The 26,404-nt window shown below is 62.1% G+C and carries 24 protein-coding genes and 2 pseudogenes; 24 read left to right on the top strand and 2 right to left on the bottom strand.

Going from position 1 to position 26,404, the window contains the following annotated elements:
- Window positions 1–78: 78 nt before the first annotated feature.
- The 7 genes and pseudogenes from NKJ78_RS25455 to NKJ78_RS25425 all read left to right on the top strand — a co-directional run.
- The gene (locus NKJ78_RS25455) at window positions 79–921 is read left to right on the top strand and encodes an SDR family oxidoreductase (RefSeq protein WP_352562724.1); all 843 of its coding nucleotides are present in this window, start codon (window positions 79–81) and stop codon (window positions 919–921) included.
- The gene (locus NKJ78_RS25450) at window positions 921–2,264 is read left to right on the top strand and encodes a cytochrome P450 (protein WP_352562696.1); all 1,344 of its coding nucleotides are present in this window, start codon (window positions 921–923) and stop codon (window positions 2,262–2,264) included. Before NKJ78_RS25455 ends, NKJ78_RS25450 begins: the two co-directional genes overlap by 1 nt.
- A 121-nt stretch (window positions 2,265–2,385) precedes the next feature.
- Complete coding sequence (locus NKJ78_RS25445) at window positions 2,386–3,387, top strand: polyprenyl synthetase family protein (RefSeq protein ID WP_352562695.1); 1,002 nt, start codon at window positions 2,386–2,388, stop codon at window positions 3,385–3,387.
- Window positions 3,388–3,532: 145 nt separating this feature from the next.
- Window positions 3,533–5,083, top strand: a complete 1,551-nt coding sequence (locus tag NKJ78_RS25440) for a hypothetical protein (RefSeq protein WP_352562694.1) — start codon at window positions 3,533–3,535, stop codon at window positions 5,081–5,083.
- Entirely contained in the window at window positions 5,080–5,982 is a 903-nt protein-coding gene (locus NKJ78_RS25435; RefSeq protein ID WP_023708849.1) for a terpene synthase family protein, read from the top strand. Before NKJ78_RS25440 ends, NKJ78_RS25435 begins: the two co-directional genes overlap by 4 nt.
- Before the next feature lie 85 nt (window positions 5,983–6,067).
- Entirely contained in the window at window positions 6,068–7,114 is a 1,047-nt protein-coding gene (fni, locus tag NKJ78_RS25430) for a type 2 isopentenyl-diphosphate Delta-isomerase (RefSeq protein ID WP_352562723.1), read from the top strand.
- Between the two features lie 478 nt (window positions 7,115–7,592).
- A pseudogene (locus NKJ78_RS25425) lies at window positions 7,593–7,716 on the top strand (IS256 family transposase); the annotation flags it as partial.
- Between the two features lie 346 nt (window positions 7,717–8,062).
- Here NKJ78_RS25425 and NKJ78_RS25420 read toward each other — a convergent pair.
- On the bottom strand, window positions 8,063–8,773 hold the full coding sequence (locus tag NKJ78_RS25420) for a toll/interleukin-1 receptor domain-containing protein (RefSeq protein ID WP_352562693.1): 711 nt from the start codon (window positions 8,771–8,773) through the stop codon (window positions 8,063–8,065).
- 863 nt (window positions 8,774–9,636) lie between these two features.
- Between NKJ78_RS25420 and NKJ78_RS25415 the strand changes: the two are divergent.
- From NKJ78_RS25415 to NKJ78_RS25360, 12 genes and pseudogenes are all read left to right on the top strand, one after another.
- Window positions 9,637–10,504: pseudogene (locus NKJ78_RS25415) on the top strand (IS3 family transposase); the annotation flags it as partial.
- A 211-nt stretch (window positions 10,505–10,715) separates the two neighbouring features.
- Window positions 10,716–11,042: a helix-turn-helix domain-containing protein gene (locus NKJ78_RS25410; protein ID WP_023690557.1), complete on the top strand. Its 327-nt coding sequence runs from the start codon at window positions 10,716–10,718 to the stop codon at window positions 11,040–11,042.
- Complete coding sequence (locus NKJ78_RS25405) at window positions 11,017–12,273, top strand: type II toxin-antitoxin system HipA family toxin (protein WP_031196837.1); 1,257 nt, start codon at window positions 11,017–11,019, stop codon at window positions 12,271–12,273. Before NKJ78_RS25410 ends, NKJ78_RS25405 begins: the two co-directional genes overlap by 26 nt.
- A 474-nt stretch (window positions 12,274–12,747) precedes the next feature.
- Window positions 12,748–13,641 carry a nitrogenase iron protein gene (gene nifH, locus NKJ78_RS25400; RefSeq protein ID WP_023706403.1) on the top strand — a complete coding sequence of 298 codons (894 nt, stop codon included), beginning with the start codon at window positions 12,748–12,750 and terminating at the stop codon, window positions 13,639–13,641.
- Between the two features lie 98 nt (window positions 13,642–13,739).
- The gene (gene nifD, locus NKJ78_RS25395; protein WP_352562692.1) at window positions 13,740–15,242 is read left to right on the top strand and encodes a nitrogenase molybdenum-iron protein alpha chain; all 1,503 of its coding nucleotides are present in this window, start codon (window positions 13,740–13,742) and stop codon (window positions 15,240–15,242) included.
- A 124-nt stretch (window positions 15,243–15,366) separates the two neighbouring features.
- Window positions 15,367–16,908 carry a nitrogenase molybdenum-iron protein subunit beta gene (gene nifK / locus NKJ78_RS25390; RefSeq protein ID WP_352562691.1) on the top strand — a complete coding sequence of 514 codons (1,542 nt, stop codon included), beginning with the start codon at window positions 15,367–15,369 and terminating at the stop codon, window positions 16,906–16,908.
- Window positions 16,909–16,964: 56 nt separating this feature from the next.
- Window positions 16,965–18,455, top strand: a complete 1,491-nt coding sequence (gene nifE, locus NKJ78_RS25385) for a nitrogenase iron-molybdenum cofactor biosynthesis protein NifE (protein WP_352562690.1) — start codon at window positions 16,965–16,967, stop codon at window positions 18,453–18,455.
- A 9-nt stretch (window positions 18,456–18,464) separates the two neighbouring features.
- Window positions 18,465–19,847 (top strand): nitrogenase iron-molybdenum cofactor biosynthesis protein NifN, encoded by a 1,383-nt coding sequence (nifN, locus tag NKJ78_RS25380; protein WP_352562689.1) that lies wholly within the window; start codon window positions 18,465–18,467, stop codon window positions 19,845–19,847.
- Window positions 19,813–20,310 carry a nitrogen fixation protein NifX gene (nifX, locus tag NKJ78_RS25375; RefSeq protein WP_352461208.1) on the top strand — a complete coding sequence of 166 codons (498 nt, stop codon included), beginning with the start codon at window positions 19,813–19,815 and terminating at the stop codon, window positions 20,308–20,310. The genes nifN and nifX overlap by 35 nt, the downstream gene beginning before the upstream one ends.
- A 17-nt stretch (window positions 20,311–20,327) precedes the next feature.
- Complete coding sequence (locus NKJ78_RS25370) at window positions 20,328–20,807, top strand: NifX-associated nitrogen fixation protein (protein ID WP_023690550.1); 480 nt, start codon at window positions 20,328–20,330, stop codon at window positions 20,805–20,807.
- Window positions 20,807–21,640: a response regulator transcription factor gene (locus NKJ78_RS25365; RefSeq protein ID WP_352562688.1), complete on the top strand. Its 834-nt coding sequence runs from the start codon at window positions 20,807–20,809 to the stop codon at window positions 21,638–21,640. The genes NKJ78_RS25370 and NKJ78_RS25365 overlap by 1 nt, the downstream gene beginning before the upstream one ends.
- A gap of 597 nt (window positions 21,641–22,237) precedes the next feature.
- On the top strand, window positions 22,238–22,657 hold the full coding sequence (locus NKJ78_RS25360) for a universal stress protein (protein ID WP_352562687.1): 420 nt from the start codon (window positions 22,238–22,240) through the stop codon (window positions 22,655–22,657).
- Between the two features lie 272 nt (window positions 22,658–22,929).
- Here NKJ78_RS25360 and NKJ78_RS25355 read toward each other — a convergent pair whose 3' ends face one another.
- On the bottom strand, window positions 22,930–23,106 hold the full coding sequence (locus tag NKJ78_RS25355; RefSeq protein WP_352562686.1) for a hypothetical protein: 177 nt from the start codon (window positions 23,104–23,106) through the stop codon (window positions 22,930–22,932).
- 763 nt (window positions 23,107–23,869) lie between these two features.
- On the opposite strand from NKJ78_RS25355, the gene NKJ78_RS25350 reads away from it, so the two are divergent.
- From NKJ78_RS25350 to fdxB, 5 genes are all read left to right on the top strand, one after another.
- Window positions 23,870–25,039: a TlpA disulfide reductase family protein gene (locus NKJ78_RS25350; protein ID WP_352562685.1), complete on the top strand. Its 1,170-nt coding sequence runs from the start codon at window positions 23,870–23,872 to the stop codon at window positions 25,037–25,039.
- Window positions 25,040–25,368: 329 nt separating this feature from the next.
- Window positions 25,369–25,668, top strand: a complete 300-nt coding sequence (locus tag NKJ78_RS25345) for a hypothetical protein (RefSeq protein WP_352562684.1) — start codon at window positions 25,369–25,371, stop codon at window positions 25,666–25,668.
- Window positions 25,649–25,834, top strand: coding sequence for a DUF269 domain-containing protein (locus NKJ78_RS25340; protein ID WP_352562683.1), 186 nt, complete (start codon window positions 25,649–25,651; stop codon window positions 25,832–25,834). The genes NKJ78_RS25345 and NKJ78_RS25340 overlap by 20 nt, the downstream gene beginning before the upstream one ends.
- A gap of 25 nt (window positions 25,835–25,859) precedes the next feature.
- The gene (locus NKJ78_RS25335; RefSeq protein WP_352562682.1) at window positions 25,860–26,063 is read left to right on the top strand and encodes a CCE_0567 family metalloprotein; all 204 of its coding nucleotides are present in this window, start codon (window positions 25,860–25,862) and stop codon (window positions 26,061–26,063) included.
- Window positions 26,060–26,371, top strand: a complete 312-nt coding sequence (fdxB, locus tag NKJ78_RS25330) for a ferredoxin III, nif-specific (RefSeq protein WP_352562681.1) — start codon at window positions 26,060–26,062, stop codon at window positions 26,369–26,371. Before NKJ78_RS25335 ends, fdxB begins: the two co-directional genes overlap by 4 nt.
- Window positions 26,372–26,404: the final 33 nt, after the last annotated feature.

Genomic DNA, 26,404 nt, shown 5'->3' with positions numbered 1-26,404 from the left:
GCCAGCGCCGACCCTGCGCCTTCTCCGGCGCAGGCCGAGCGGCATGCCCCCGAAGAACAATGCAATTCAGGAGGCACGATGGGACGGTTTGAAGGCAAGGTGGCCGTGGTGACCGGCGCCGGCGCCGGCATCGGCAAGGCATGCGCTCTCGCCATCGCGCGCGGGGGCGGCAGAGTGGTGGTGGCCGACATTGATGGCTCGGCGGCCATCGCCTGCACCGCGCAGATCGCGGCCGATGCAGGCCACGCGCTGCCCATAGCCATGGATATCGCCGATGACCAGGCGGTGGCAGCACTGTTCGAGACGGCGGAGCGGCACTTCGGGGGGGTGGACCTGCTGGTTAACAATGCGAGCGCCATGCATCTGACCCCGCGCGACTGCGCGATCCTCGACCTGGACCTGGCAGTCTGGGACCAGACCATGGCGACCAATCTGCGCGGCACGCTGCTCTGCTGCCGGCAGGCCATCCCACGGATGGTCGCCCGCGGCGGTGGCGCGATCGTCAACATGTCGTCGTGCCAAGGGCTCAGCGGTGACACGGCGCAGACGTCCTATGGCGCGTCGAAGGCGGCGATGAACATGCTCTCGGCTTCGCTCGCCACCCAGTACGGTCATGCGCAGATTCGCTGCAACGCGGTTGCGCCGGGTCTTATCATGACCGAGCGTCTCCTCGCCAAGCTGGACGAGTGCATGCAACGGCATCTGCGCCGGCACCAGCTCCTGCAGCGCGTCGGCCGCCCCGAGGACGTGGCCGCGCTCGTGGCGTTCCTGCTCTCCGCCGATGCTGCGTTCATCACCGGCCAGGTCGTGTGCATCGATGGCGGCATGCTGGCGCATGTGCCGACATACGCGGACGGTGGCAACAGCTGCGCCGCGCGCCCTGCCGGCGATACCGAATCGGCGACGGCGGCGCGCTGCTGATGGACATACTGCTCAACCCACTCAACCGTCGGCACCGGCTGCGATCCGACATCCCGGTCATGCCCGGCGCTTTCCCCCTGGTCGGGCATCTTCCCGCCATTGTCTGCGACCTGCCGCGCCTGCTGCAACGCGCAGAACGGACGCTGGGCAGCCACTTCTGGCTGGATTTCGGCCCTGCCGGACATCTGATGACCTGTGTGGATCCGGACGCATTCTCTCTGCTCAAGCACAAGGACGTGTCCTCGGCGCTGATCGAAGAGATCGCGCCCGAATTGCTTGGCGGAACGTTGGTTGCCCTGGACGGCGGCGCTCACCGGCAGGCTCGCGATGCCATCAAGACAGCGTTCTTGCCCAAGGGGCTGACCCAGGCCGGGATCGGCGACGTGTTCGCGCCGGTCATCCAGGCGCGGGTGCAGGCGTGGCGCGCCTGCGGCGAGGTAACTATCCTGCGCGAGACCGGCGACCTGATGCTGAAGCTCATCTTCAGCCTCATGGGAATCCCCGCGCAGGACCTGCCGGGATGGCATCGCAAGTACCGGCAATTGCTGCAGTTGATCATCGCGCCACCGGTCGACCTGCCCGGATTGCCTTTGCGGCGCGGCCGCTCCGCCCGCGACTGGATCGACGCGCAGTTGCGCCGGTTCGTCCGCGATGCGCGCGCGCATGCCGCGCGCACCGGGTTCATCAACGACATGGTGAGCGCTTTTGACAGCAGCGACGGTCCGCTCTCCGATGACGTCCTGGTCGCGAATATTCGCTTGCTGCTGCTTGCCGGTCACGACACCACTGCCTCGACGATGGCCTGGATCGTGATCGAGCTGGCGCGGCAGCCTGTGCTGTGGGACGCCCTGGTCGAGGAGGCGCAACGCGTGGGCGCGGTGCCGACCCGGCACGCGGACCTGGCGCAGTGTCCGGTCGCCGAGGCGCTGTTCCGCGAGACACTGCGCCTGCATCCGGCGACCACGCTCCTGCCGCGTCGCGCGCTTCAGGAATTGCAACTCGGCCAACGGCGTATTCCCGCGGGCACCCACCTATGCATCCCGCTGCTGCATTTCTCGACCTCGGCGCTGCTGCACGAGGCGCCTGATCAGTTCCGCCTGGCGCGGTGGCTGCTACGCACAGAACCGGTCCGGCCCGTGGACATGCTGCAGTTCGGTACCGGCCCACACGTCTGCATCGGCTACCACCTGGTATGGCTGGAAATGGTGCAGTTCTGCATCGCCTTGGCGCTGACCATGCACAAGGCCGGGGTGCGGCCGCAGTTGCTGAGCGACGTCGAAAAAGGCCGGCGCTATTACCCGACCGCACATCCGTCCATGGCAATCCGCATAGGCTTCTCATGAGCTGGCGTCGCACGCCCTGTGTGGCAAGGCAGCGGCGCCGGCGGGGCGCGGCATTGCTGCACTCAGCGCACGCACTCGTGTGACGACTTGCGCTCGCCGTGGCCGTCTCAGCTACAAGGACATGAACAACATGCAAACCGGTTCCACAATACACGACGACCGAACTGGCGTTTCCGCATTCGGCGGGTTGGGCGCGCAGGCGCGCGGCGCATCTGGCGGGCTGCTCCCGGAGATCTGGATGCAGGACGGCGCAAAGCGGGTCGAACAGGCGCTGGCGCGTCTGCTCTGCGCCGAAGACGACGGTAAGACAGAGCTGATGGCAGCCATGCGCTACGCCACCTTGCATGGCGGGAAGCGCACCAGAGCCTTGCTCTGTCTGGCTGCCGGCGCACTGGCGGGCACGCCGGCGCACATGCTCGACGACGTCGGTGCCGCCATCGAGATGATGCACGCCTGTACCCTGGTCCACGACGACCTGCCCGCGATGGACGACGACGTGCTTCGCCGCGGCCTTCCGACCGTGCACGTAAAGTTCGGCGAAGCCACTGCGATCCTGGTCGGCGATGCGCTGCAGGCCCACGCCTTCCTGACCCTGGCGAGCCTGGATGCGCCGGGCGACAATCGTATCGCGCTCGTGCGTGAACTGGCGCAGGCGGTGTCCGCCGAGGGTGCCGCAGGCGGGCAGGCCATGGATTTGTCGCTGGTCGGAAAGCACGCCGGGCTGGACAGGATCCTGGCGATGCACCGGATGAAAACCGGAGCGCTAGTGCGCGCGTCGGTTCGCATGGGCGCGCTATACTCCATCGCGGAGGATGCCGCGCACACTACGCTGTACAGTGCACTCGATCGCTACACCGCCTGTTTTGGCCTGGCGTTGCAGGTGGCCGACGACATTCTCGACGCGACGGCGAATACCGCGACTCTTGGCAAGACCCCCGGCAAGGACGCGGCCGCGCAGAAGCCGACCTGCGCGTCGATCATGGGGTTGCAGGCAGCGCGCCAGTTCGCGCTGTTTTTGTTGCACGACGCCGGGGAGGCCATCGCCCCTCTGGGGGCGCGTGCGGAAGGGTTGGCGCAGATGCTGCAGCGGGCCAACGTCTATCTGTCCGCGCCATACGCATGAGCGCGCCCATCCATAAGGACTTGCCGCTGTGCTGCTGCGATCGGCCGGCGGGCGCTGCATGCTGCACTGTGTCCGTGTCGGCGGCGACGTGCGCGGCGTCTGCCCGTTTCTGTTCTCATAGCCCTCTGCAGAAGGAAAATCCCGCGTGAACGCGCTGTCCGAACAGATCCTTTCCGAATTGCGCCACCTGCTGAGCGAGATGAGCGACGGCGGCAGCGTCGGTCCTTCCGTATACGACACGGCGCGAGCTCTGCAGTTCGACGGCAAAGTCACCGGTCGGCACGAGGCATATGCGTGGCTCATCGCGCAGCAACAGGCCGATGGCGGATGGGGAGGTGCGGACTTCCCGCTGTTTCGCCATGCGCCCACCTGGGCGGCGCTGCTGGCATTGCAGCGTGCCGATCCTCTTCCCGGCGCCGCCGACGCAGTCCAGGCTGCAATCCGGTTCCTCGAGCGCCAGCCCGATCCCTACGCGCATGCGGTGCCGGAAGACGCGCCCATCGGCGCGGAGCTGATCCTGCCGCAGTTGTGCGACGAGGCCGCATCCTTGCTGGGCGCCTTGGCGTTTCCGCGCCACCCGGCGCTGTTGCCGTTGCGGCAAGCACGCCTGGTCAAGCTGGGGGCTGTGGCGACCTTGCCGAGCGGCCATCCGTTGCTGCACTCCTGGGAAGCCTGGGGGGCGTCGCCTGCCACCGCATGCCCGGACGACGACGGCAGCATCGGCATCAGTCCGGCGGCCACCGCCGCGTGGCGTGCGCACGCCGTGACACAGGGAAGAACGGCGCAGGTCGGGCGCACCGACGGGTATCTGCAGGCGGCATCGCGGGCGACGCGCACCGGCATCGAAGGTGTCGTTCCCAACGTCTGGCCGATCAATGTGTTCGAGCCATGCTGGTCGCTGTACACCCTGCATCTGGCCGGTCTGTTCGCGCATCCCGCGCTCGCCGAGGCGGTGCAAGTGATCATCGCGCAGTTCGACGCCCGCCTCGGAGTCCGCGGTCTGGGCCCTGCCTTGCACTTCGCGGCCGATGCGGACGACACCGCCGTTGCGTTGTGCGTCCTTCGCCTTGCAGGCCGCGACCCGGCGGCCGACGCGTTGCACCAGTTCGAAACCGGCGAGCTCTTCGTCACCTTCCCGGGCGAGCGCAATGCCTCGGTGTCGACCAACATCCATGCCCTGCATGCGTTGCGAATGTTAGGAAAACTCGCCGCCGGCACCAGCGCCTACGTCGAGGCCAATCGCAACCCGCACGGTCTATGGGACAACGAAAAATGGCACGTTTCGTGGCTGTATCCCACCGCGCATGCGATTGCTGCGCTCGCGCAAGGCAAGCCCCAGTGGCGCGAGGAGCGCGCGCTGACAGCGCTGCTGCAGGCGCAGCGCGATGACGGCGGCTGGGGCGCCGGTCGCGCGTCCACATTCGAGGAAACCGCCTATGCGCTGTTCGCGTTGCACGTGATGGACGGGAGCGAAGAGCCGGCAGGACGCCGGCGCATCGCGCAGGCGGTGGCGGGTGCGCTGAAGTGGATGCTCGCCCGCCACGCAGCGCACTCACTGCCCCAGACACCGCTGTGGATCGGCAAGGAACTGTATTGCCCCACCCGGGTGGTGCGCGTGGCCGAACTCGCCGGGTTGTGGCTGGCGCTTCGTTGGGGGCGGCGCGTCTCGGCCGAGGGAGCAGGAGCGGGGCCATGATCCCGACCCATCGCGCGCTGCAACAGGTGCTGGAGTGGGGGCGTTCCCTGACCGGGTTCGCCGACGAGCATGGCGTGGAAGCAGTCCGGGGCGGCCAGTACATCCTGCAGCGCATCCAGCCGAGCCTGCGCGACACCAGCGCCCGCACCGGCCGCGATCCGCTGGACGAGACGCTGATCGTGGCGTTCTATCGCGAACTGGCGCTGCTGTTCTGGCTGGACGATTGCAACGACCTTGACCTGATCGCGCCGGAGCAGCTCGCCGCGGTGGAGCAGGCGCTGGGGCAGGGCGTGCCGTGCGCGCTCCCCGGATTCGAGGGCTGTGCCGTGCTGCGCGCTTCGCTCGCCGCGCTCGCCTACGATCGTCGCGACTATGCCCAGCTTCTCGAGGATACCCGGTGCTACTGCGCGGCGCTGCGTGCCGGACACGCGCAGGCGGCAGGGGCGGAGCGATGGTCCTACGCCGAGTACTTGCAGAACGGCGTGGACTCGATCGCCTACACGAACGTGTTCTGTTGCCTGTCGTTGCTGTGGGGGCTGGACATGGCGACCTTGCGCGCGCATCCGGCGTTTCGCCAGGTCCTGCGGCTCATCTCCGCGATAGGGCGCTTGCAGAACGATCTGCATGGACGCGAAAAGGATAGGTCGGCCGGCGAGGGAGCTAACGCGGCGATCCTGCTGCTGCAGCGCTATCCGGCTATGCCTGTGGTGGAGTTCCTCAACGACGAGCTGGCCGGCCATACGCGCATGCTGCACCGGGTGATGGCGCAAGAACGCTTTCCCGCGCCGTGGGGACCGTTGATCGACGCCATGGCGGCCATCCGCGCGCAGTACTACGAGACCTCAACCAGCCGCTACCGCAGCGACGCTGCGGAGGGAGGCCAGCGTGCGCCGGCCTGAACGCGCGGGAAGCGGCGGCTTGCGCGCGCTCCCGTCGGTCCGATCCGACGCAACGCCGTCGCCCGATGCGGCGGATGGAGCGAGCATCAGCGACACCAACCTGAGCCGGCGCAAGGACGACCACCTGGACATCGTGCTGGATAGTCGAACGGCACGGGCCAAGGCCGCCGGCTGGGAGTACATTCGCTTCGAACACTGCGCATTGCCCGAGTTGGATCTGACGCAGATCGACCTCAGCGCCTCGCTGCTGGGCAAGACCATGCGCGCGCCTCTGCTGATCAGCTCCATGACCGGCGGCATGCCACGCGCCGAGGCCATTAACCGGCATCTGAGCGAGGCAGCGCAAGCCTTGGGGATCGCCATGTGCGTCGGTTCGCAGCGCGTGAGCCTGCAATCCCGCAACTCCCAGGGGCTGACGCGCGCGCTGCGCCGCCTCGCCCCAGACGTTCCCTTGCTGGCCAATATCGGCGCCGCGCAACTGCGCCAGCCCGACGGCCTGGACCTTGCCCGCCGGGCGGTGGATGCACTGGAGGCCGATGGACTCATCGTCCATCTCAATCCGCTGCAGGAAGCGGTACAGCCGGAGGGCGACCGCGACTGGCGCGGCGTCCTGGCCCAGATCGCTCGCGCCGCACGTAGCGTCGGCGTGCCGATCGTGGCCAAGGAAGTGGGGTCGGGCCTCTCTCCCTCGGTGGCTTGTGCGCTCGTTCAGGCGGGCGTGGCGGTGATCGATGTCGCCGGCGCCGGCGGCACCAGTTGGGCCGCGGTGGAGGGCGAGCGCGCCCGCGATGCCGCCGACCGCGCAGTGGCGATGGCGTTCGCCGATTGGGGGATTGCGACCCCGGCCAGCGTGCAGGCGGTACGTCGGGCGCTGCCAGCGGTGAAGCTGATCGCGTCGGGCGGGATCAGCGACGGCGTCGACGTGGCCAAGGCTATCCGCCTCGGCGCGGACATCGCCGGGCAGGCAGCCGGCGTGCTGCGCGCGGCTACGGTATCCACCGAGGCAGTTGTCGCGCATTTCGAGATCGTCATCCGCCAGTTGGCCGTCGCCTGCTTCTGCACCGGCTCGGCTGATCTGGGGGCGTTGCGCCAGGCCCGCTTATTGCCCTCGGCCCATCTGCCCGCCGGTTGATGCCGGCGTAGCCCGCAGGTGGCGGCGGGCGCATAGCCTTACTGAGTGAGAAAGTCTCGGAAGCGAGGACGCGCTGGTCACGGGCTTGTTCGGGTGCTGCTTCGTGATCAGGGAAGCGCCCCGCCACGCCCGACTGGACAGCCGAGAGTAAAGCGGTATTCGACGGCTATGTCGATGCTTGATCAGGGTGGTCACGCCGATCGAGCCGAGCCCCTGACAGGGCCGGAACACCAGGTGCGGCGGGAGACCGGCAGGAGCAGATGGCGCAAATCCATTGCAATGAAGGAGTATTCCTGCAAGCAACGGAGAAGGTAAGCCAGCCTCAATCCCTTGTGTTTGCTTGGCGTTATGCAAATTAGGCACCGATCCACATTGCCCCGATAGTGTGCTGAGAGTTCTGCAAATTCGCTGAGAGGGGGCCGTCATGGCAGGCTGGTGATTGTTCACGTCACCTGATTTCCCGCGAAGGAACGCCACCATGACCAAGACTGAAGTTAAGACCGCCAGCGCTTGCCGTCAAAGACATTTTGCTTTCGAACCCGGATGGATTGCACGAAGTTCTCCGTGCGGTGATGCAGGAGGTGCTCGAGGCCGAGATGGAATGCCGGGTGTTGGGCTGGGCTCCGAGAAACTCGTCACAGGCACCACACAGCGATGCTCAACCCCAACGGTACTGCTGCCAATGGCCGTGTTGTGGGTTGCGGATATTGGTCGTGCCGTAGTCGGCCTTGCCCTTGACCAGTTCGAGCGGTGTCGGCATTCCCCAAATCAGGTTGGCGACTTCACGTTGCCCGTCTGCCGCATTGCGGACCACCGGACCGGGCTGGTTGGGGGCTGGTTGGGGTAGATGTCGATGGACGGTTCAGGTTGCCTGAGATGGTCGCGCAGAGCCCTGGTGCACTGGCGTATGGCTTCTTGCGACGTGGTGATGTTGTGCAGATTGCACATCTAGGAAGGAGCAACCCCGTTCTTTTTGGCAAGCATGGAAAGGGCTTTTTCCTTGATATCTGCCGCGACCAAAGTCAGAGCTTCGTCGCGGTCCTTGAAACTTGCGATCGATGTACCCTTGAGGGTCGCCTGAAAAGACCCGAAGAGCTCTTCCTGCCACAGGCAATTTCTCGCGATCACTGGAATAACAACCGTCGTGTTGTTGGCCTCTCTCTCCATCGCGTGAGTTAGCTCAATCTGGTTGCAATAACGCGAGTTGATAAAGTCAACGCTTATCACGAGGATGATAATGTCGGCGCTCTCTAGATTGCCCTTGATGGCGTCCGCCCATTTGTCGCCAGTCTCGATTTCGCCATCGTGCCAAGCCTCGACAAGACCAAGTCGGCTCAGCGGCGTAAGGTGCTTTAGAAGGTCAACCTTGATAGCCGCATCTGCATGCGAGTAGGAGATAAACGCCTTGAGAGGCTTGGGACTGGGGCTAGCCGCATTTTGGGGGAGGGACATAGTCCCACCGGGACCTCCTCTTATCAGTCCATTCTTCCTCAGGCGGTCCTTAGTTGTCGTGTAACGTTCTTCTATCCAACCCAGTTTATTGAAAAGGGCTGCGTTCTTAACGCTCACTTTTCCGCCCCCCGACAATTCTCTAACGGCGTCCATAAACCGGTCTTCTAGAGTTCCAACGCGCTTCCGCGATTTTGCCTTGCTTGCCATTTTATGGAGCCCCCCGAATCTAGGTCGACACTTCCAGCGAAAGTCTTTTGCAGTCAAGTCGACGCTGGAAATTAAGCCGGGAAATCCTCTAATTGGGGAGCCGGCTTGTTGCCAGCAATAAACTCGAACGGTGCGTTGCGTCTTTCTGTTAGCTTGTCGGGTCGGAGGTCTAGCCAGCCTGAGTTAGAGCCTTCTCAAGCGCCGGTCTGGGCACCTCAAGCTGCGCCTTGTCGCCACCCCATAGTCGTCCCCGACGCTGCGAGCCGTCCAAGGGTTGTCAGCTTTGGTGATGCTGACACGGGGCCTAGCCTACGCGCTTACCGTCATCTCAGCCCCTGTCGGTTATGTCCAGGCCAAGGCATCGATATTCCCTCGAATTGCTCTCCCAGGTCGCACCGCTCCTTGGCTCATATCGCATCACCAAAGACTATCTCTGGAACGAGATTGACCGACCCGGGAACGCTCCAGGCCGATCCGAGCTAACCGGTCAATCCAAACAACTTCGAATTACCTTAGCGGGTATTATTCTAAAAATGCCCACGGTGCCCCGGTTACAGGCAGCCCGCGAACGCGGGCGAAAGGGTGGACGCCGTCCGAAACAAACCCAATCAGCGCTCCGAAATCGCTCGACTCAGCTAAATGAAGGCTGTGCGGCATCTGAAGCAGCCCGTCTCTTTCATAGGACCACCGTCGAGCGCATCGGCGCCGAGGTCAAATAGCCGTTGGCTGAATGTTCTTTCAGTTGGCCGTCTGCAGCGACGCATGCACTAGGCCTATTAGGAAGAAAAGCCGGTGGACGGTGGCCACAGCAGCTGTATGAACCGTGCTCGCCGGCGTGCCTTCGGACGTGGCAACCGCATCGGGTCGAGCCGATCTGGAAGGTGCTGCCGATCGCCCCGTCGAGCTGCCACGACCATGTCGCCAAGCGCATCGATCCTTCCCGGCTGTCGGCTCGGGCGAAGCGGGATGAGGCCCTGGCCTTGAAGGATGAGGTCCGACGCGTGTTCGAGGCCAACTTCCGCGTCTACGGCGTTCGCAAGGTCTGGCGGGAGTTACAGCGTGAGGGCTCGACGTCGCCCGCTGCACGGTTGCCCCACTGATGAGGGCCATGGGTCTTGAGGGCATCATCCGCGGCAAGCCGATCCGCACCACGGTGAGCGACAAGGCCGCACCTTGCCCTCTCGATCACGTTAATCGCCAGTTCCATGCCCCGGCGCCGAACATGCTGTGGGTCTCCGACTTGACCTGCGTCGCGACCTGGACGGGCTCTATGTCGCCTTTGTCATCGACACCTATGCGCGAAGGATCGTCGGCTGGCGGGTGAGCCGGACGGCGCATGCCAGCTTCGTTCTGGACGCTCTGGAACAGGCTCTCCATGATCGGCGGCCCGTGCAGGGGGGCAGGCTGATCCATCACAGCGATAGAGGCCGCCCAATACGACTCTATCAGATACACCGAGCGCCTGGCGGAGGCCGGCGTTGAGCCTTCGGTAGGCAGCGTCGGCGACAGCTACGACAATGCTCTCGCCGAAACGCTCAACGGCCTTTACAAGGCCGAGGTGATCCATCGACGCGGACCATGGCGCAACTTCGAAGCCGTCGAGTTCGGTAGCTCGATTGGGTCGATTGGTTCAACAATCGCCGGCTGCTGGAGGCCATCGGCAACATTCCGCCGGCCGAAGCCGAGGAACGCTACTACCCCATTCTGTATGACCCAGCCATGGCCGCGTGACTCAACGAAACGGCCTCCGGAAAACCCGGTGCGGTTCAGTTCTCGAGGAACGACGTTGCCGCGCGGCGCTAAAGAGAGAGGAAGATTGATCTCTTTCAATATCATTTTCTTCACATATGATATGTAAACAGATCATTGAATTGAAACTACTCGCTGGATGAGATACCTTTGCGTACCATCGCGCATTGGAATAGATCGTATAGGTTGCGTTATGGACTCTCAATCGGAAATTCTACGGGAAATCGGTGGGTTTTTCAGGCAGGCGAGGTTGGCCGCTGCGATGACGCAGGAGCAGGTCGCCGATTTGGCGGGTATATCCCGTCCCCGATATCGCGACATCGAAAAGGGAGCCGCAGCCGCGCGTGCGACGACGCTCATGAATATCGCTCGCGCGCTCGGTCTGGAAATGATGCTGGTTCCGCAAGCCATGGTGCCGGCTGTCCAGGCTCTATTGCGTCCGCATGATGATGACGATCGACCCGCCTTTGTTTCTCAACCTGACGATGACGATCATGGCTCCAGTCTTTCGCGCACCTAAGACGATCCCCTCACTGGACGTGCTCTTGAATGCAGTGAAGATCGGCACAATCGTCAGGACGCCGGGCGATTTCAATGCGTTCAACTTCGATGACGCCTACCGCGCGACGGGCGGCTTTCCGGTTCTCAGCCTGTCGTTCCGGGCAGCGACGGGAGGATTGCGGAAAGATCCAAAGCCTCTGGCAAGCGCCTTGCCCGCTTTCTTCGCGAACCTCCTGCCGGAGGAGAAATTGCGGGAGGCGATGGAAAGGCATCACGAAGGCAATGTGCGGCCAGGCAATGATTTCGATCTTTTAGCGGCACTGGGCGCCGATCTGCCGGGAGCCGTACGGGCGTTGCCCAGTGACGGCGCGATAACGGTTTCGAAGGATGGCTCAAAGGATCACCCCAAGGCACGGTTCTCGCTTGCCGGCGTGCAGATGAAGCTGTCGGTCATGAAGAACATTGGAAAAGGCGGCGGCCTTACCTTGCCGATGGACGACGAGCAGGGCCGGTACATTGCCAAGTTCCCTTCGACGGCGTTTCCGGGCGTTTCCGAGAACGAATTCGCCAACCTGGCGCTGGCAGCAGCAATCGGCATGGAGGTTCCTGAATGCGAACTGGTCGAGAAGTCCGATTTTGAGGGCGTTCCCGAAGAATTCAATACGCTGTCGGAGGGCAAGGTCCTTCTCGTCAAACGCTTCGATCGCGGCGCCGGTGGCGAGAGGATACACATCGAGGATTTCGCTCAGGTCTTCAGTGTCTACCCCTCGCGCAAATATGAGGGGGCCGCTTATCACGACATAGCCTTGGCTCTTGGCGTGGCCGTCTCGCCTACGGCGGCTCTCGATTTCGTCCGTCGCCTGGCACTGAGCGTCATCACCGGCAATGGCGACATGCACCTGAAGAATTGGTCTTTGATGTATCCCGGAAACGGCGACAAGCCGGCGCTTGCACCAATCTACGACGTCCTGTCCACTGTGCCATATATTCCCGCCGACGCCATGGCGCTGTCGCTTGGAGGAGAGCGCTCGTTCAAGGCGCTAGCAGCACCGCGATGGAAAGCATTTGCGAACCGCGCAAGGCTTCCGGAGCCGGCAGTCCTAAAGGCAGTGGTCGAGACGGTCAAACTCGTCAACGAGTACTGGTGGCATCTGCCTGAGCGCGACGTTGTCGCAGCGAAAGTGCTCGAGCGGATGGACGAACATGTGAAGGCGATGACGCCGATACTGAACTCCTGCGCCGATAAGTGAGCCGAGTCCCCTCGGGTTGCTGATATAGCGGAACTTTCGATCCGCGGCCCTATGGATGGCTGGATCGAAGGCATGCCAGCGTGGCGCAAGATTCCGCGGAGTGTCCACGATGACACGCGTGAGCAAGCACGTCAGCTCGCCGGAACAGACAGCATCCCGCAATTCACCCAACAGGATCGAGCTGCTGTTCGTCCACTTCAACATAACGACGCGGTTCAAACGAATTCGGTGACTGAGGATCGCGATCCGACGCTTTGTGTCGCCATTGTCGGGTCCGCTACACGGTCTGTTGCGACGATCCTTTCTTTGGCCCTCAGGCTAAACCCCTGAAAAGCAACCATTAAATTATTCTTCGGTTCGATCAGCCAAATTGGCACGAGTCTTGAGATCCTTAGGTGCGAGGCGGCTACAGCTGCCCGACCGGCATTCATGTCGCGGCAGCCGCGATGAATGGAACGAAGGAAGGAAAGCTACATGTCAGGTTTGCGTCAGATCGCCTTTTACGGCAAGGGCGGCATCGGCAAGTCCACCACCTCCCAAAATACGCTCGCCGCCCTTGTCGACCTCGGGCAGAGAATCCTCATCGTCGGCTGCGACCCCAAAGCCGACTCCACCCGCCTGATCCTGAACGCGAAGGCGCAGGATACGGTGCTGCACCTCGCGGCAGAGGAAGGTTCGGTGGAAGACCTGGAACTCGCGGACGTGCTCAAGGTCGGGTACAAAGGCATCAAATGCGTGGAGTCGGGCGGGCCCGAGCCGGGTGTCGGCTGCGCCGGCCGCGGCGTGATCACCTCAATCAACTTCCTCGAGGAGAACGGCGCCTACGACGACGTCGACTATGTCTCCTACGACGTGCTCGGGGATGTGGTGTGTGGCGGTTTCGCGATGCCGATCCGCGAGAACAAGGCCCAGGAAATCTATATCGTCATGTCCGGCGAGATGATGGCGCTCTATGCCGCCAACAACATCGCCAAGGGTATCCTGAAATACGCCCATTCGGGCGGCGTGCGGCTCGGCGGCCTGATCTGCAACGAGCGCCAAACCGACCGCGAACTCGACCTCGCCGAGGCGCTTGCTTCCAGGCTCAATTCCAAACTTATCCACTTCGTGCCGCGCGACAACATCGTCCAGCACGCCGAGCTCAGGAAGATGTCTGTGATCCAGTATGCGCCGGACTCCAAGCAGGCCGGCGAATACAGGGCGCTGGCCGAGAAGATCCATGGGAATTCGGGCCAGGGCACCATCCCGACCCCGATCACCATGGAGGAGCTCGAGGACATGCTGCTCGACTTCGGCATCATGAAGACGGACGAGCAGATGCTTGCCGAGCTTCAGGTCAAGGAAGCGGCTAAGGCGGCCGCACAGTAGCGACAACTGCCGACATGAGGCGCCGCCTGACCTGGTGCGTCTTTCAAAGAACGGCGCCTCGTCGGTGAGGCGTCACCCTGAACCTTGAAAGGGGTCCCATGAGCCTGGAATACGAGAATGACGGTGGCCTCCATGCGAGGCTAATCGAGGAAGTGCTGTCGCAATATCCTGACAAGTCGGCGAAGCGCCGCAAAAAGCACCTCAGCGTCGCAAAAAGCGGCGACGAGGCTGGCGAGGAAAGCGAGGTCCTTTCCGAATGCGAGGTCAAATCGAACATCAAGTCCATCCCCGGCGTGATGACAATTCGCGGCTGCGCCTATGCCGGCTCGAAAGGCGTGGTGTGGGGTCCAGTCAAGGATATGGTCCATATTTCGCACGGCCCGGTAGGCTGCGGGCAATATTCCTGGTCTCAGCGCCGCAACTACTACATCGGCACGACCGGCATTGACACGTTCGTCACCATGCAGTTCACCTCCGATTTCCAGGAGAAGGACATTGTTTTCGGCGGCGACAAGAAGCTCGAACGGATCATCGACGAGATCGAGGAACTGTTTCCGCTGAACAAGGGCATGACTGTGCAATCCGAATGCCCGATTGGCCTGATTGGCGACGACACCGAAGCTGTGTCCCGCAACAAGGCCAAGGAGCACGAAAAGACAATCGTGCCGGTGCGCTGCGAGGGCTTCCGCGGCGTCTCGCAATCCCTCGGCCACCACATCGCCAACGACGCGATCCGCGACTGGGTGTTCGAGAAGAAGGACCTCGAGTTCGAGGCCGGCCCGTACGATGTCAATGTGGTCGGCGACTACAATATCGGCGGCGACGCCTGGGCTTCGCGCATCCTGCTCGAAGAGATGGGTCTGCGCGTGGTCGGCAACTGGTCGGGCGACGCTACCCTGGTCGAAATAGAGCGAGCGCCAAAGGCGAAACTCAATCTCATCCATTGCTACAGGTCGATGAACTACATCTGCCGGCACATGGAGGAAAAGTATGGCATCGCCTGGATGGAGTACAATTTCTTCGGCCCCTCCCAGACCGAAGCCTCTCTGCGCAAGATAGCCAAGCACTTCGGGCCGGAAATCGAGGCCAACGCCGAGGCGGTCATAGCCAAATACCGGCCGCTGGTCGAGGCGGTCATAGCCAAGTACCGGCCGCGCCTCGAAGGCAGGACGGTGATGCTCTATGTCGGCGGGCTGCGCCCCCGTCACGTCGTCACGGCATATGAGGACCTGGGCATGGTGATCGTCGGGACTGGCTACGAATTTGGCCATAACGACGACTATCAGCGTACCGGCCACTACGTGAAGAAGGGCACTCTGATCTACGACGACGTGACTGGTTACGAGCTGGAGAAGTTCATCGAGGGGATCCGTCCTGATCTCGTTGGCTCCGGCATCAAAGAAAAGTACCCGGTCCAGAAGATGGGCATACCGTTCCGTCAAATGCATTCCTGGGATTATTCCGGCCCGTATCACGGCTACGATGGGTTCGCCATCTTCGCGCGCGATATGGATCTGGCCATCAACAACCCGGTCTGGAACCTCTACGACGCCCCCTGGAAGAAAAAAGCCGAGCCGTCGGCGGCGATCGCAGCCGAATGAAACCCTGGCCTCCCGGAAGCCGGGAGGCCATGAACGCCTGTGGCCGCTTGTCCGCGGGAGACCTGAAACTTTCGACGTCCCTGTGCCGCCGTATGGCGGACCAGATGCAAAGAGGTAACCGCCCATGCCGCAGTCGGCTGAAAAAGTTCTCGACCACGCGCCCCTGTTCCGCGAGCCGGAATACAGGCAGATGCTCGCGGAGAAGAGGCTGAATTTCGAATGTCCTCACCCGGACCAGATCGTTACCGACCAAGGCGAATTCACCAAGACGTGGGAATACCGCGAAAAGAACCTTGCTCGCCAAGCCCTGGTCGTGAACCCCGCCAAGGCCTGCCAGCCGCTCGGCGCGGTGTTCGCGGCCGCAGGCTTCGAGCGAACGATGTCCTTCGTCCACGGCAGCCAGGGCTGCGTGGCCTATTACCGCTCGCACCTTTCGCGCCATTTCAAGGAGCCTGCTTCGGCGGTTTCCTCCTCGATGACCGAGGACGCGGCAGTGTTCGGCGGCCTGAAGAACATGGTCGACGGGCTCGCCAACACGTACCAACTTTACAACCCGAAGATGATCGCCGTCTCGACCACTTGTATGGCGGAGGTCATTGGCGACGACCTGCACAGCTTCATCGAGAACGCCAAGGACGAAGGCTCGGTCCCGCGCGACTTCGACGTGCCCTTCGCCCACACGCCGGCCTTTGTCGGCAGCCATGTCGACGGCTATGACGTTGCGGTCAGGGGCATTTTGGAGCATTTCTGGAAAGGCGAGGAGCGAACGGAAGCCGAGGGGACCATCAACGTCATTCCGGGTTTCGACGGCTTCTGTGTTGGCAACAACCGGGAACTCAAGCGCCTGCTCGATCTGATAGGCGTGTCTTATACTTTCATCCAAGACGCCTCTGACCAGTTCGACACGCCGTCCGACGGCGAATACCGCATGTATGACGGCGGCACGAAGATCGCAGACGTGAGGAAGGCACTCAACGCCGAGGCGACACTTTCGCTACAGCATTACAACACCCGAAAAACACTGGAGTATTGCGAGGGGGTAGGGCAGGCGACTGCCTCGTTCCATTACCCGCTCGGAGTTCAGGCGACCGACGACTTCCTGACGGAGGTCTCCGCGATTTCCGGCAAGCAAATCCCCGAAGCACTCCGCCTGGAGCGCGGCCGACTTGTCGACGCCATGGCGGACAGCCAATCCTGGCTGCACGGTAAAAAATACGCCATCTACGGCGATCCGGACTTTGTCTACGCCATGGCCCGCTTCATCATGGAGACGGGCGGCGAGCCGACCCATTGCCTCGCGACCAACGGCACCTCGGCGTGGGAAGCGGAGTTGAAGGAGCTGCTTGCATCATCGCCCTTCGGCAACGGTGCTCAAGTCTGGGCGGGCAAGGACCTCTGGGCGATGCGCTCGCTGCTCTTCACCGAGCCGGTGGACCTGCTGATCGGCAACTCCTATGGCAAGTATCTGGAGCGCGACACGGGCACGCCGCTGATCCGGCTGACGTTTCCGATCTTCGACCGCCACCATCACCATCGGTTTGCGCTCATGGGCTACCAAGGCGGATTGCGCGTCCTGACGACGATCCTCGACAAGATCTTCGACAAGCTCGATCGCGAGACAAGCGAGACGGGCGTGACGGACTACTCGTATGACCTCACCCGCTAAGCATGACGGTCGGCTTTGGCCGGTCGTCTTCCCGAGGGACTTTGGAGACCGACGCAATGTCCTTGCTCAGAGCCAAAATCCAGGATGTCTTCAACGAGCCCGCCTGCGAGCAGAACCGCGGCAAGGATGCCAAGGCGCGCAAGGAGGGCTGTTCGAAGCCACTGACCCCCGGGGCGGCGGCCGGCGGCTGTGCCTTCGATGGCGCCAAGATCGTACTGCAGCCGATCACCGACGTCGCACACCTGGTCCATGGGCCGCTCGCCTGCGAGGGCAATTCCTGGGACAACCGCGGTGCGGCTTCGTCCGGGCCAACGCTGTGGCGCACGAGCTTCACGACCGACCTCACCGAACTCGATGTTGTGATGGGGCGGGGCGAGCGGAAGCTTTTCAAAGCGATCCTCGAGATCAAGGAAGCGTATGGGCCGCCGGCGATCTTCGTTTATCCGACCTGCGTGACGGCGCTGATCGGCGACGACATCGAGGCCGTCTGCAAGCGCGCGGCGGAAAAGTTCGGCTTGGCCGTTGTACCGGTCAATGCGCCGGGCTTCGCCGGCTCCAAGAATCTTGGCAACAAGCTTGCCGGCGAGGCATTGCTCGATCATGTCATCGGCACGGCCGAGCCCGACGATCCCGGCCCTTACGACATCAACATCCTTGGCGAATTCAACCTCTCAGGCGAATTCTGGCTGGTGAAGCCGCTGCTGGATCGGCTCGGGATCCGGGTGCGCGCCTGCATTCCGGGTGACGCGCGTTACTTCGACATTGCCTGCGCGCACCGCGCCCGGGCGGCTATGGTGGTGTGCTCGACCGCGCTCATCAATCTCGCCCGCAAGATGGACGAGCGCTGGGGCATCCCGTTTTTCGAGGGCTCCTTCTACGGCATCACCGATACCTCGGATGCACTCCGGAACATAGCTGAGCTGCTCGTGAAGCAGGGTGCTGATCCGGAGATCCTCGGCCGCACCCAGGTATTGATTGCAGAGGAAGAGGCGATCGCCTGGAAGAAGCTAGCGGCCTACCGGCCGAGGCTCGCAGGCAAGCGCGTGCTGCTCAACACCGGCGGCGTGAAGTCCTGGTCGGTCGTCCATGCGCTGATGGAGATCGGGATCGAGATCGTCGGCACCTCTGTCAAGAAGTCGACCGTCGAAGACAAGGAGCGGATCAAGCAGATCCTCAAGGACGACAACCATATATTCGAGCAGATGGCAGCGCGCGAGCTTTACGCCATGCTCTCCGAACACAAGGCCGATATCCTGCTATCAGGCGGGCGCACGCAATTCGTCGCTCTGAAGGCCAAGACACCCTGGCTCGACATCAACCAGGAGCGCCAACACCCTTACGCCGGCTATGACGGCATGGTGGAACTCGTACGCCAGATCGACCTGGCCATTCAAAACCCCATCTGGTGCCAGGTACGGGAGCCGGCACCATGGGATTGCCAGCCTGCGGTGGGGGAGGAACTGCCGCGCACGAAAAGCGAGAACGTGACCTTGCATGCTGTCCAGGAATTCTCCGGCACGACGGCCGCTGATTTCGGCGAGTGTTGAGGAAAGCCGATGGTCCGCATCCTTCCCCAGACCAAAGCGGCGGCGGTCAATCCGCTGAAGTCATCGCAGCCGCTGGGTGCCGCCTTGGCCTTTCTTGGCGTCGACGGCGCGATGCCATTGTTCCACGGCAGCCAGGGGTGCACCAGCTTCGCGCTCGTGCTCTTCGTGCGACATTTCAAGGAAGCCATTCCCTTGCAGACAACCGCGATGGACGAGGTGGCAACGATCCTCGGCGGGGCAGACCATCTGGAAGAGGCGATCCTCAACCTCAAGGCCCGCACAAAGCCAACGCTGATCGGGGTTTGCACGACCGCGCTGGTGGAAACCCGGGGCGAAGACTGCGCAGGCGATATCGCCAATATCGGGCTGAAGCGCACCAAAGAACTCGCGGGTACGGAGGTGGTGCTGGCCAACACACCAGATTTCGATGGTGCGATCGAAGAGGGCTGGGCCAAAGCCGTCACCGCGATGATCGAAGGGATTACACGGCCCGGCGAGCAGGCGCGGCAATCGAAGAAGATCGTGATCCTGCCAGGCTGGAACCTGACTGTCGCTGACATCGAGCATTTGCGTGAGATGGTTGAAAGCTTTGGACTGCAGCCGGTGATTTTGCCGGACGTCTCCGGCTCGCTCGACGGTACCGTGCCCGCCCATTGGGTCACGACTACTTATGGCGGCACCAGCGTGGAGGATGTCCGCGAGCTTGGCACGGCCGAGCAATGCATCGTCATCGGTGAGCATATGCGCCGCCCGGCGGAGGTGCTGCAGAGGTTGACCGGGGTGTCTTACGTGCTGTTCCGGTCGTTGACTGGATTGAGGGACGCCGATCGGTTCGTATCGCTGCTGTCCGCAGTTTCGGGCGAGGCGGCGCCGGCTGGGGTGCGCCGTCGGCGGGCGCAGTTGCAGGACGCGTTGCTCGACGGACATTTCCACTTTGGAGGCAAGAAAATTGCGATCGCTGCTGAACCAGACCAACTCTACCAACTCGCGAGCTTCTTCATCGGCATGGGCTCCGAAATCGCGGCGGCGGTCACAACGGCCGCTATGTCGAAAACTCTGGAGGAAGTGCCGGCGCAGTCGGTTCAAATCGGCGATCTCGGCGATTTGGAAGCGCTTGGCGCCGGCGCTGATCTTCTCGTTACTCATTCCCACGGCCGCCAGGCGGCGCAGCGCCTCGGCATTCCGCTCATGCGGGTCGGCTTCCCGATCTTCGACCGGCTCGGGGCCCAGCACAAGCTCACAATCCTCTACCAGGGGACCCGCGACCTGATCTTCGAGGTTGCCAACATTTTCGAAGCCAACGGGCGAGCGCCGACGCCTGAGGCGCTTGATCCACTCCGTAAGCGAGAAATCCCAGATGAGCTCCGTCCGTCGCCTCTCGCTCGTCACTGACGAGGTTCACGCACCGACGCCGGAACGCCAGGCGGGCGCATTGCGCGTGGCGATCGCCACGCAGGACATGAAGAACCTCAACGCCCATTTCGGATCGGCCAGGCGCTTTGCTGTCTACGACGTGATGCGCGAGGAGTGGAATCTCGTGGAAGCCGTGGCCTTCGATGACGTTTCCGACGAGAGCGGGAAGCATCGAATCGAGGGCGATGACCGCATCACCCCGAAGGTCGAAGCGCTAAAGGGCTGTCATCTCCTGTTTTGTCTGGCGATCGGCGGACCTTCGGCAGCCAAACTTGTTTCCGCAAAGATCCATCCGATCAAAGTGCCGCAGCCCCAGACCATCCAAGAGGTGCTGTTGCGCACACAGATGATGCTCAGGACGTGTCCTCCCCCTTGGCTGCGCAAGGTGCTGGCGCAGGCAGGTGTCGCTGAACAGAAACCGTCCTTCGAGGACGAGGACTGAAATGAGGAGTGGGCGAAATGTTTGAAGCCGCTGTTAGCCCTGCCGCCACCGAGGACGAGGCGGCCCTTGCCACCCCGTTCGTCAAATGCCTCGTGCGGCTGATTCGTGCCAATGATTCCCACGGGTCATGGGAAGGCAAATCGGACGCCGAGCTGCTGGGCGACTTCATCATCACCAGGGAACAGCGCCGTGCAATTCCAATCATCGGCGATCCCGATCCGGACGTGCTGTGGAGGCTCGACAAGTTCTACACTGCCGTCGGGCTTGCGATTGAGGAACGCTCCGGCCTGATGGCATCGCCGATGATGGAGATAAGCCACGAGGGCTTCGGGCGCGTGCTCTTCACGGCCGGGCGACTGGTCGTTTTGTCCAAGACCCTGCGCGACGTCCATCGGTTCGGCTTCGAGACGTTCTGGAAACTCGCCGCGGCCGGTACTCAACTGGCCGGCGATGCCACCGCAGCCATTGAGGCTTATCCCGAGGTGGCGCGGGCGTGATGGAACCGATTTTCGATCAAAGGGATCATGTCAGGCTCGAGGACATGCGATCGCCAGCCCTCTCAATCGAGGCAGTCGAGGCCGATGTGGTTCTTGGGGTAGCGCTGATGAAGCCACTGGTCCTGATCTGTTCGCAAGATGCGGAGTTGTGTCTGTACTACAGCCACATTCTGGGGGTGGATGGCTTCAGGATTGAACTGGCCAGAAGCGTGGAGGAAGCGCTGGCATTAGCCAGTGAACGGGAGCCGCAGGCCGTGGTGCTGGACTGCCAGCCGGCAAGCTCGTCAGGGTCCACCATCTGTGCCCAGCTCAAGGCGGAGTTCCGGAACAGAGGCCTGCTGGTTATTGCCCTGATCGCGCCCGGCGCCGAAAACCAGCACCTCGATCTATTGAAGGCAGGTATTGACGAGAGCTTTGTGCGGCCCTTCGGGCCGGCGATGCTGCTCGACTGTCTACGGACGAAGCTGGCGCTGCCAAAGCCGGGTTCAAACGGGATCGAAAACGACAGCTGCCTCCGCTGTGGCAGGCTAGAGATGAACGTCGATGCCCGCCGAGTCCGTGGTAACGGCCACGACATCCACCTTGGACCGATCCAGTTCAAGCTGCTGCGGCATTTGCTCGAGACTCCCGGCATGGTGTTCAGCCGATTCGAGTTAAAGAACGCAGCTTGGGGGGAAAAGATCCATGTCGGTGAACGCACCGTCGATGTCCATATCAGCCGGATCAGAAAGGAGCTGGAGAGGACGTCGGCCGGGATCGTCATTCGAACCATCAGGTCCGACGGCTACTCGCTGGAGGAGGCGGACGTTGAGCCTGAAGCTGACGGTGAATAGGCATCGGTGCGCTGCCACTCGCTCGAGTGGCCGGACGGCTGAACAGCGAACCGATGTAGTGCCACCCCCATCTTTATCGTGCTGAGGGCAAGTCTTGCGGCTTCGAAACGCGCCTACAGATACGACATACCTAGAAAGAAGCAGTCAGATGGCCTTCAAAAGCGTACTCAGTGTGACGGGAGTTGACCACTCCGATCAGGATGTCAGGACAGCTGCCGGCTTGTGTGCCGAAGTCGGCGCGTATCTTTCCGTACTGGTGATGTCGCCTCCGCCGCTCGTGATGGTCGCCTCGGCCGCTAGGCGGTGGCATCCCCGAGTGGCCTGGACAACGCGCACACGCCATTGCCGCACTGGAACAACGGTACAGGCAAAGAGATTTTCACAGGACACGGCCAGTTCGGAAAAAACATCCAGGGAAATCCACAAACTGCTGAAACGTGGCGGTGCTATGATGTCGATATTGCGAATGCGATCAGGCCAGCATCGGTGACGCGGTGCGACACCGGGCGCTCTGCAATGATCTGACAATCGTCGGCCGCGCACTTCAACACACTAGCTCTGTTACCAACGGCAGCCCTGTTCGACACCGGAAAGCCGGTGCTTGTCGTGCCGGAGGGCGCTGAGGCGACTCTGTCTCCACGGCATGTGCTGGTCGGCTGGGATTCGCGAGTCGAGGCGTCCCGTTCGATTCGGGAAGCGCTGCATCTGCTATCCAGTGCTGAGGAATCTCGCGTCTCACTAGTGGATCCGGAGGCGACCTGCACCGGAAATGGAACCGAGCCGGGAGCTGATATCGATGCGTATCTCACTCGGCACGGTGCTCGGGTGTCGGTTGACCTGCTGGCGAGCGCCGGAAAATCGGCAGCCGCGGTGCTCGCGCTGCACGCAGTCGACACGTCTGCCGATATGATAGTCATGCGCGCTTGTGGCAATCGCCGGCTGCGTGAGCGGCTCTTCGGCGGTGTCGCGAGATGGATAGTTGGCAAGCCGCCATACCCGCTCTTTTTGGCTCGCTGACTGGTTCTGAGGCAGCAGCGTTGCTTTTCGTTCTACTCACCTGGCCTGATGCGAAGTCGGAAAAGGTGGCGGGAACGCGCAGGTTTCGGGAAGCTCACGAGCAACTTGCAGACGCCATAGCGAAGAACATTCCCGGACGCCTCTACGCGCTCGGTGTCTGCTCGCCCAGACAAGCCGTAGCGCGCAAACAAACGGTCGGGCAGAAGCCCAGGCGTCCTCATGCGCTCAAAACACCGATACTCAAGCCGCGTCAGGTCGAGAAGAGAGCGGTTTCAGCGCGGCAGGCCGCGTTCGTACCGTAGACTCAACGTGTTGGCGTTCACGATTTCCTTCACCACTGGCCGGGAACGGAACACGGCAACGATCGTGCAGCGGCCAACGCACCGACCTTCGAGTCCGACGGTCGGGCTCTTGCCGGCCGTCGGCGCGCGAACGGTGGCATCAATCACGTGTCATCGCCCTGGGATGGTAGCCGCGTCAGCGGCGAGGGCGGCCGCATCTTCAGCGTTCTAGTCTGCCCGGCCCACCGCGTGGCGACGGAGCGGCCTTGAGGCTGGTCAAATTTCGACAACGCTCACATTCGCACCAGGCAGTCCCTGTGGGACCTGTGCACGGGGATACAGAACAACAAAAGCAGGAATCCGGGAGAGTTCACCGGCCCGGCACATGCCGACGCGTTGCGAGCCAGGCATTCAAGCGCAAAGCGGAAGAGGTAGGGCAGAGGCGATGCTCGGAGGGAGCGGCCCCTGCAATTGCAATGGCGTTCCGCTGAGCGACCGGAACGGCAAGAAGCTCAAGCAAGGCTTGAGGCGGACGATGATGACGTGGCTGGCGCTAGCCAACGCAGTTATGATGTCCATCTGTTCGTCCCCTATATGTCGAGACGTCCGGGCCACGCTTCTGTGCCGACGCGAAGCGGGTGATGCGTGTCCAAGACATGACAATGGCAGAAAACACTGTCGCGACTAGTACACCCGGCTATCTGAGCGCCCCGGAAGCTTTTTAAGTATAATCAGCATTTACTGCACGCCGAGCGCGTTGGCACGACCTTTGCGAATTAACTTTCAGCAACACTGAGTGAAGGCTGAATGCACGCAGATGCGCAAGACGAGCGATGCTCTCCCTTCGTTGAACCCTCGTGCCACGGTCTCAAAGGGAAACAAGCTTGCCCATAAGGTCACGCAACCTTTGTCAACAGCTTTGGAGGGGAAGATGATGTTGCGGATGGGGTCACCGGCTCCTTCGATCAAAGTGGAGGACTGGCTGCGTGGCGAGCCCCTTGCGGACTTCCAGCCCGGCAAAGTCTATATCGTCGAATTTTGGGCAACTTGGTGCGAACTATGTGCGGCGGAGATGCTCGAGCTGATGCGGGTACAGGAGAAATACAAGGACAGCGGACTTGAGGTCGTCGGGATCGCGGCTGATGAAGACGCTCAAACGGCCGTCGAGGCCCGGACCAAGTTGGATGCGTGGTTGGTCGAAAAGTGCCCGGATCTGAATTATCGGATTGGGTTCGACCTCACAGGCGAAATGAAGAAGCTTTGGAGGGAACCCAGCTTTTGCGTCGGGCTTCCGACCTCGTTCGTAGTCGAGCGAGACGGCTGCATCGCCTTTATCGGTCATCCGAGCCAACTAGGTGAGGTTTTGCCGAAAGTGCTCAAGGGCAGCTGGCGTACCAGCAACAAAGCGAAAGCGGCCGATCAGGAGCGGATCGCAACAAGCGAACCCCTGGCGCGCGGACAAGCGTTGAAGAAGCCGATCGATGACAGGTTCTGGGCGGCGGTGAAGTTGGAAGATTGGAAGACAGCGCTCTGGGCTATCGAAGAGGGCATTGCCTTGATGCCGGACGACCTCAATTTCCGCCTGGCTCATGCGCATCTGTTGCTTCACAAAATACAAGACATGTGGACCGGCTTGCCCGTGATGCGGCAATTGGTCCGCGACGCGATCGACAAAAATGCCGAGGATTGGATGGTTTCGGCGCTAGACCAACTTTTCCATCCGGCCAATGACCATTCGCGCCTTCCCCCTGCTGAGCGCTTCGCGATGGGCAAGGAGCTGTCCGAACACATCCTGGCGCTGAATCCCCCGCAAGGCGCCAGTCCTAAGTTCCGGTCCTATCCCGCGGTCGCCCGGTACTATCACGAGAACGGCAACAATGATCGCGCGATCGAGTTGGTCGAACTGGCACTGACGTCGCTGGACCGTCCGGACCCTATCCCAGCCGAATTGAAAGAGCAGCATCTGCGGGATTTGCTGCAGGCCCTCGCCAAGTACAGGGGTGCGAAGGCTTGTTGCGGCGCTCTCTTTGCCGCTGAGCAAAACAGTTTCCCGAAGGTGCCAAAGCGCAGTCGGCCAAGGAAGAAAGATAAAAAAGGGTGATTGGTCGAAATGGCTTACTGGCCAATTCGTCCATTTCCCTCGCTTGACCGCAGCATGGAGGGTCCATGCAGCACTTGGTCGATCGTTTGCAGCAGGATCGAGGCTCGAATTTTCATGGCCTCCGGCATTGCGGCGGAGGCGATGTTCGACGCGAATTCGCGTGGAAGACTTCGGAGCCGAGGACGTGTTGAAGGTCGGCCGAGGACATCAATCGTGTGGAATCAGCGGCGCCGAGCCAGGCGTCGGCTGCGCAAGTGTGCCCGAAGTAGGCGTCCCAGAAAACAGACGTCGTGCTTCGAGGAAGAGGACTGAAATGAGGAGAAGGCGAAATGTCTGATGCCACGGTCAGCCCGGCTGTCAACGAGGACGAGGCGGCCCTTGCCACGCCGTTCGTCAAATGCCTGGTGCGGCTGATCCGTGCTCAAGTCTCCTACGGCTCATGGGAACGCAAATCGGACGCCGAACAGCTGGCGAACTTCATCGCCACCAGCAGCATCGCCGTGCGATGCTGCTGGTGGCGATCCCGAGCTCGACGTGCTGGGAGGCTCGACCTGCTCTACACTCCGTCGGGCTCGCGGTCGAGAAGCGCTCCGGTCTACGACATCGCCAATGACAAACATGAAAGCTAGGGGGCTGCGGACGATTGCGCTTACGGCCGGGCGGTTGGGTCGCTCTGTCGAGACATCCACCCGGTTCCGCTTCAAGACGCTCAGGCAGCTAGCAGAGGCCGGTACGAAACTGATCGACGATCCGACTGCGGCCATCGAAGCCTATCCCGAAGTGGGACGGGCGTGAACAAAAGGATTTCGGGGAAGGATCTATGTCAAAGCTAGATCAGATGGGGACGAAAGTCCGAAAGTTTCAGCTGCGCGCGGTAATTGGCAAGATGAAATTGCACGACCTTGCAGAGGATCTCCCAGGAAAGTCGACCGAGATAGGGGAAGTTGCCGAACAAGCGTGGGCCGTTTTTGCCGAGTTGGATGGTGCCAGGAGAGAGCTCGCTGCCATGAAGAAGTTACTATGAGGAGCACATTCACCACCCGCGACGGCTCCGGATGGATGCCGGAATATCTCGCCGCTATAGACGGCACGACCTGCATCGGCTGCGGCCGCTGTTTCAAAGTCTGCTCGCGCGAAGTCATGCATCTTTATGGCGTCGACGACGCGGGTGAAGTCATCCGCGCCTGCGACGGCGAAGACGACGATGGCGAGCTCAATCGCATAATCATGGCCGTCGATCATCCTGGCCGCTGCATTGGCTGCGGAGCCTGCGCCCGCGTCTGCCCGAAGAACTGCCAGACCCATGTTGCGGCCGACAATGTCGCTGCATGATGGTGGATAATCCAGGAGAACGGCATTGCCCTT

This window comes from Mesorhizobium sp. M0037, from assembly GCF_040323635.1.
In the GTDB taxonomy this organism is placed as follows: Bacteria; Pseudomonadota; Alphaproteobacteria; order Rhizobiales; family Rhizobiaceae; genus Mesorhizobium.
The sequence above is the reverse complement of the archived record's forward strand: the minus strand, read 5'-3'. Positions and strand labels throughout refer to the sequence as shown.

What these genes read in the sequence shown, in the direction of transcription:
- NKJ78_RS25335 (WP_352562682.1), top strand. Translation starts at nt 25,860, where the DNA reads ATGTCAAAGCTAGATCAGATGGGGACGAAAGTCCGAAAGTTTCAGCTG.
- NKJ78_RS25405 (WP_031196837.1), top strand. Translation starts at nt 11,017, where the DNA reads ATGGCTCCAGTCTTTCGCGCACCTAAGACGATCCCCTCACTGGACGTG.
- nifX (WP_352461208.1), top strand. Translation starts at nt 19,813, where the DNA reads ATGAGCTCCGTCCGTCGCCTCTCGCTCGTCACTGACGAGGTTCACGCA.
- NKJ78_RS25435 (WP_023708849.1), top strand. Translation starts at nt 5,080, where the DNA reads ATGATCCCGACCCATCGCGCGCTGCAACAGGTGCTGGAGTGGGGGCGT.
- nifN (WP_352562689.1), top strand. Translation starts at nt 18,465, where the DNA reads ATGGTCCGCATCCTTCCCCAGACCAAAGCGGCGGCGGTCAATCCGCTG.
- NKJ78_RS25340 (WP_352562683.1), top strand. Translation starts at nt 25,649, where the DNA reads ATGACAAACATGAAAGCTAGGGGGCTGCGGACGATTGCGCTTACGGCC.
- NKJ78_RS25445 (WP_352562695.1), top strand. Translation starts at nt 2,386, where the DNA reads ATGAACAACATGCAAACCGGTTCCACAATACACGACGACCGAACTGGC.
- NKJ78_RS25450 (WP_352562696.1), top strand. Translation starts at nt 921, where the DNA reads ATGGACATACTGCTCAACCCACTCAACCGTCGGCACCGGCTGCGATCC.
- nifE (WP_352562690.1), top strand. Translation starts at nt 16,965, where the DNA reads ATGTCCTTGCTCAGAGCCAAAATCCAGGATGTCTTCAACGAGCCCGCC.
- NKJ78_RS25410 (WP_023690557.1), top strand. Translation starts at nt 10,716, where the DNA reads ATGGACTCTCAATCGGAAATTCTACGGGAAATCGGTGGGTTTTTCAGG.
- NKJ78_RS25420 (WP_352562693.1), bottom strand. Translation starts at nt 8,773, where the DNA reads ATGGCAAGCAAGGCAAAATCGCGGAAGCGCGTTGGAACTCTAGAAGAC.
- NKJ78_RS25350 (WP_352562685.1), top strand. Translation starts at nt 23,870, where the DNA reads ATGATGTTGCGGATGGGGTCACCGGCTCCTTCGATCAAAGTGGAGGAC.
- NKJ78_RS25455 (WP_352562724.1), top strand. Translation starts at nt 79, where the DNA reads ATGGGACGGTTTGAAGGCAAGGTGGCCGTGGTGACCGGCGCCGGCGCC.
- NKJ78_RS25345 (WP_352562684.1), top strand. Translation starts at nt 25,369, where the DNA reads ATGTCTGATGCCACGGTCAGCCCGGCTGTCAACGAGGACGAGGCGGCC.
- nifK (WP_352562691.1), top strand. Translation starts at nt 15,367, where the DNA reads ATGCCGCAGTCGGCTGAAAAAGTTCTCGACCACGCGCCCCTGTTCCGC.
- NKJ78_RS25370 (WP_023690550.1), top strand. Translation starts at nt 20,328, where the DNA reads ATGTTTGAAGCCGCTGTTAGCCCTGCCGCCACCGAGGACGAGGCGGCC.
- NKJ78_RS25365 (WP_352562688.1), top strand. Translation starts at nt 20,807, where the DNA reads ATGGAACCGATTTTCGATCAAAGGGATCATGTCAGGCTCGAGGACATG.
- fdxB (WP_352562681.1), top strand. Translation starts at nt 26,060, where the DNA reads ATGAGGAGCACATTCACCACCCGCGACGGCTCCGGATGGATGCCGGAA.
- nifD (WP_352562692.1), top strand. Translation starts at nt 13,740, where the DNA reads ATGAGCCTGGAATACGAGAATGACGGTGGCCTCCATGCGAGGCTAATC.
- nifH (WP_023706403.1), top strand. Translation starts at nt 12,748, where the DNA reads ATGTCAGGTTTGCGTCAGATCGCCTTTTACGGCAAGGGCGGCATCGGC.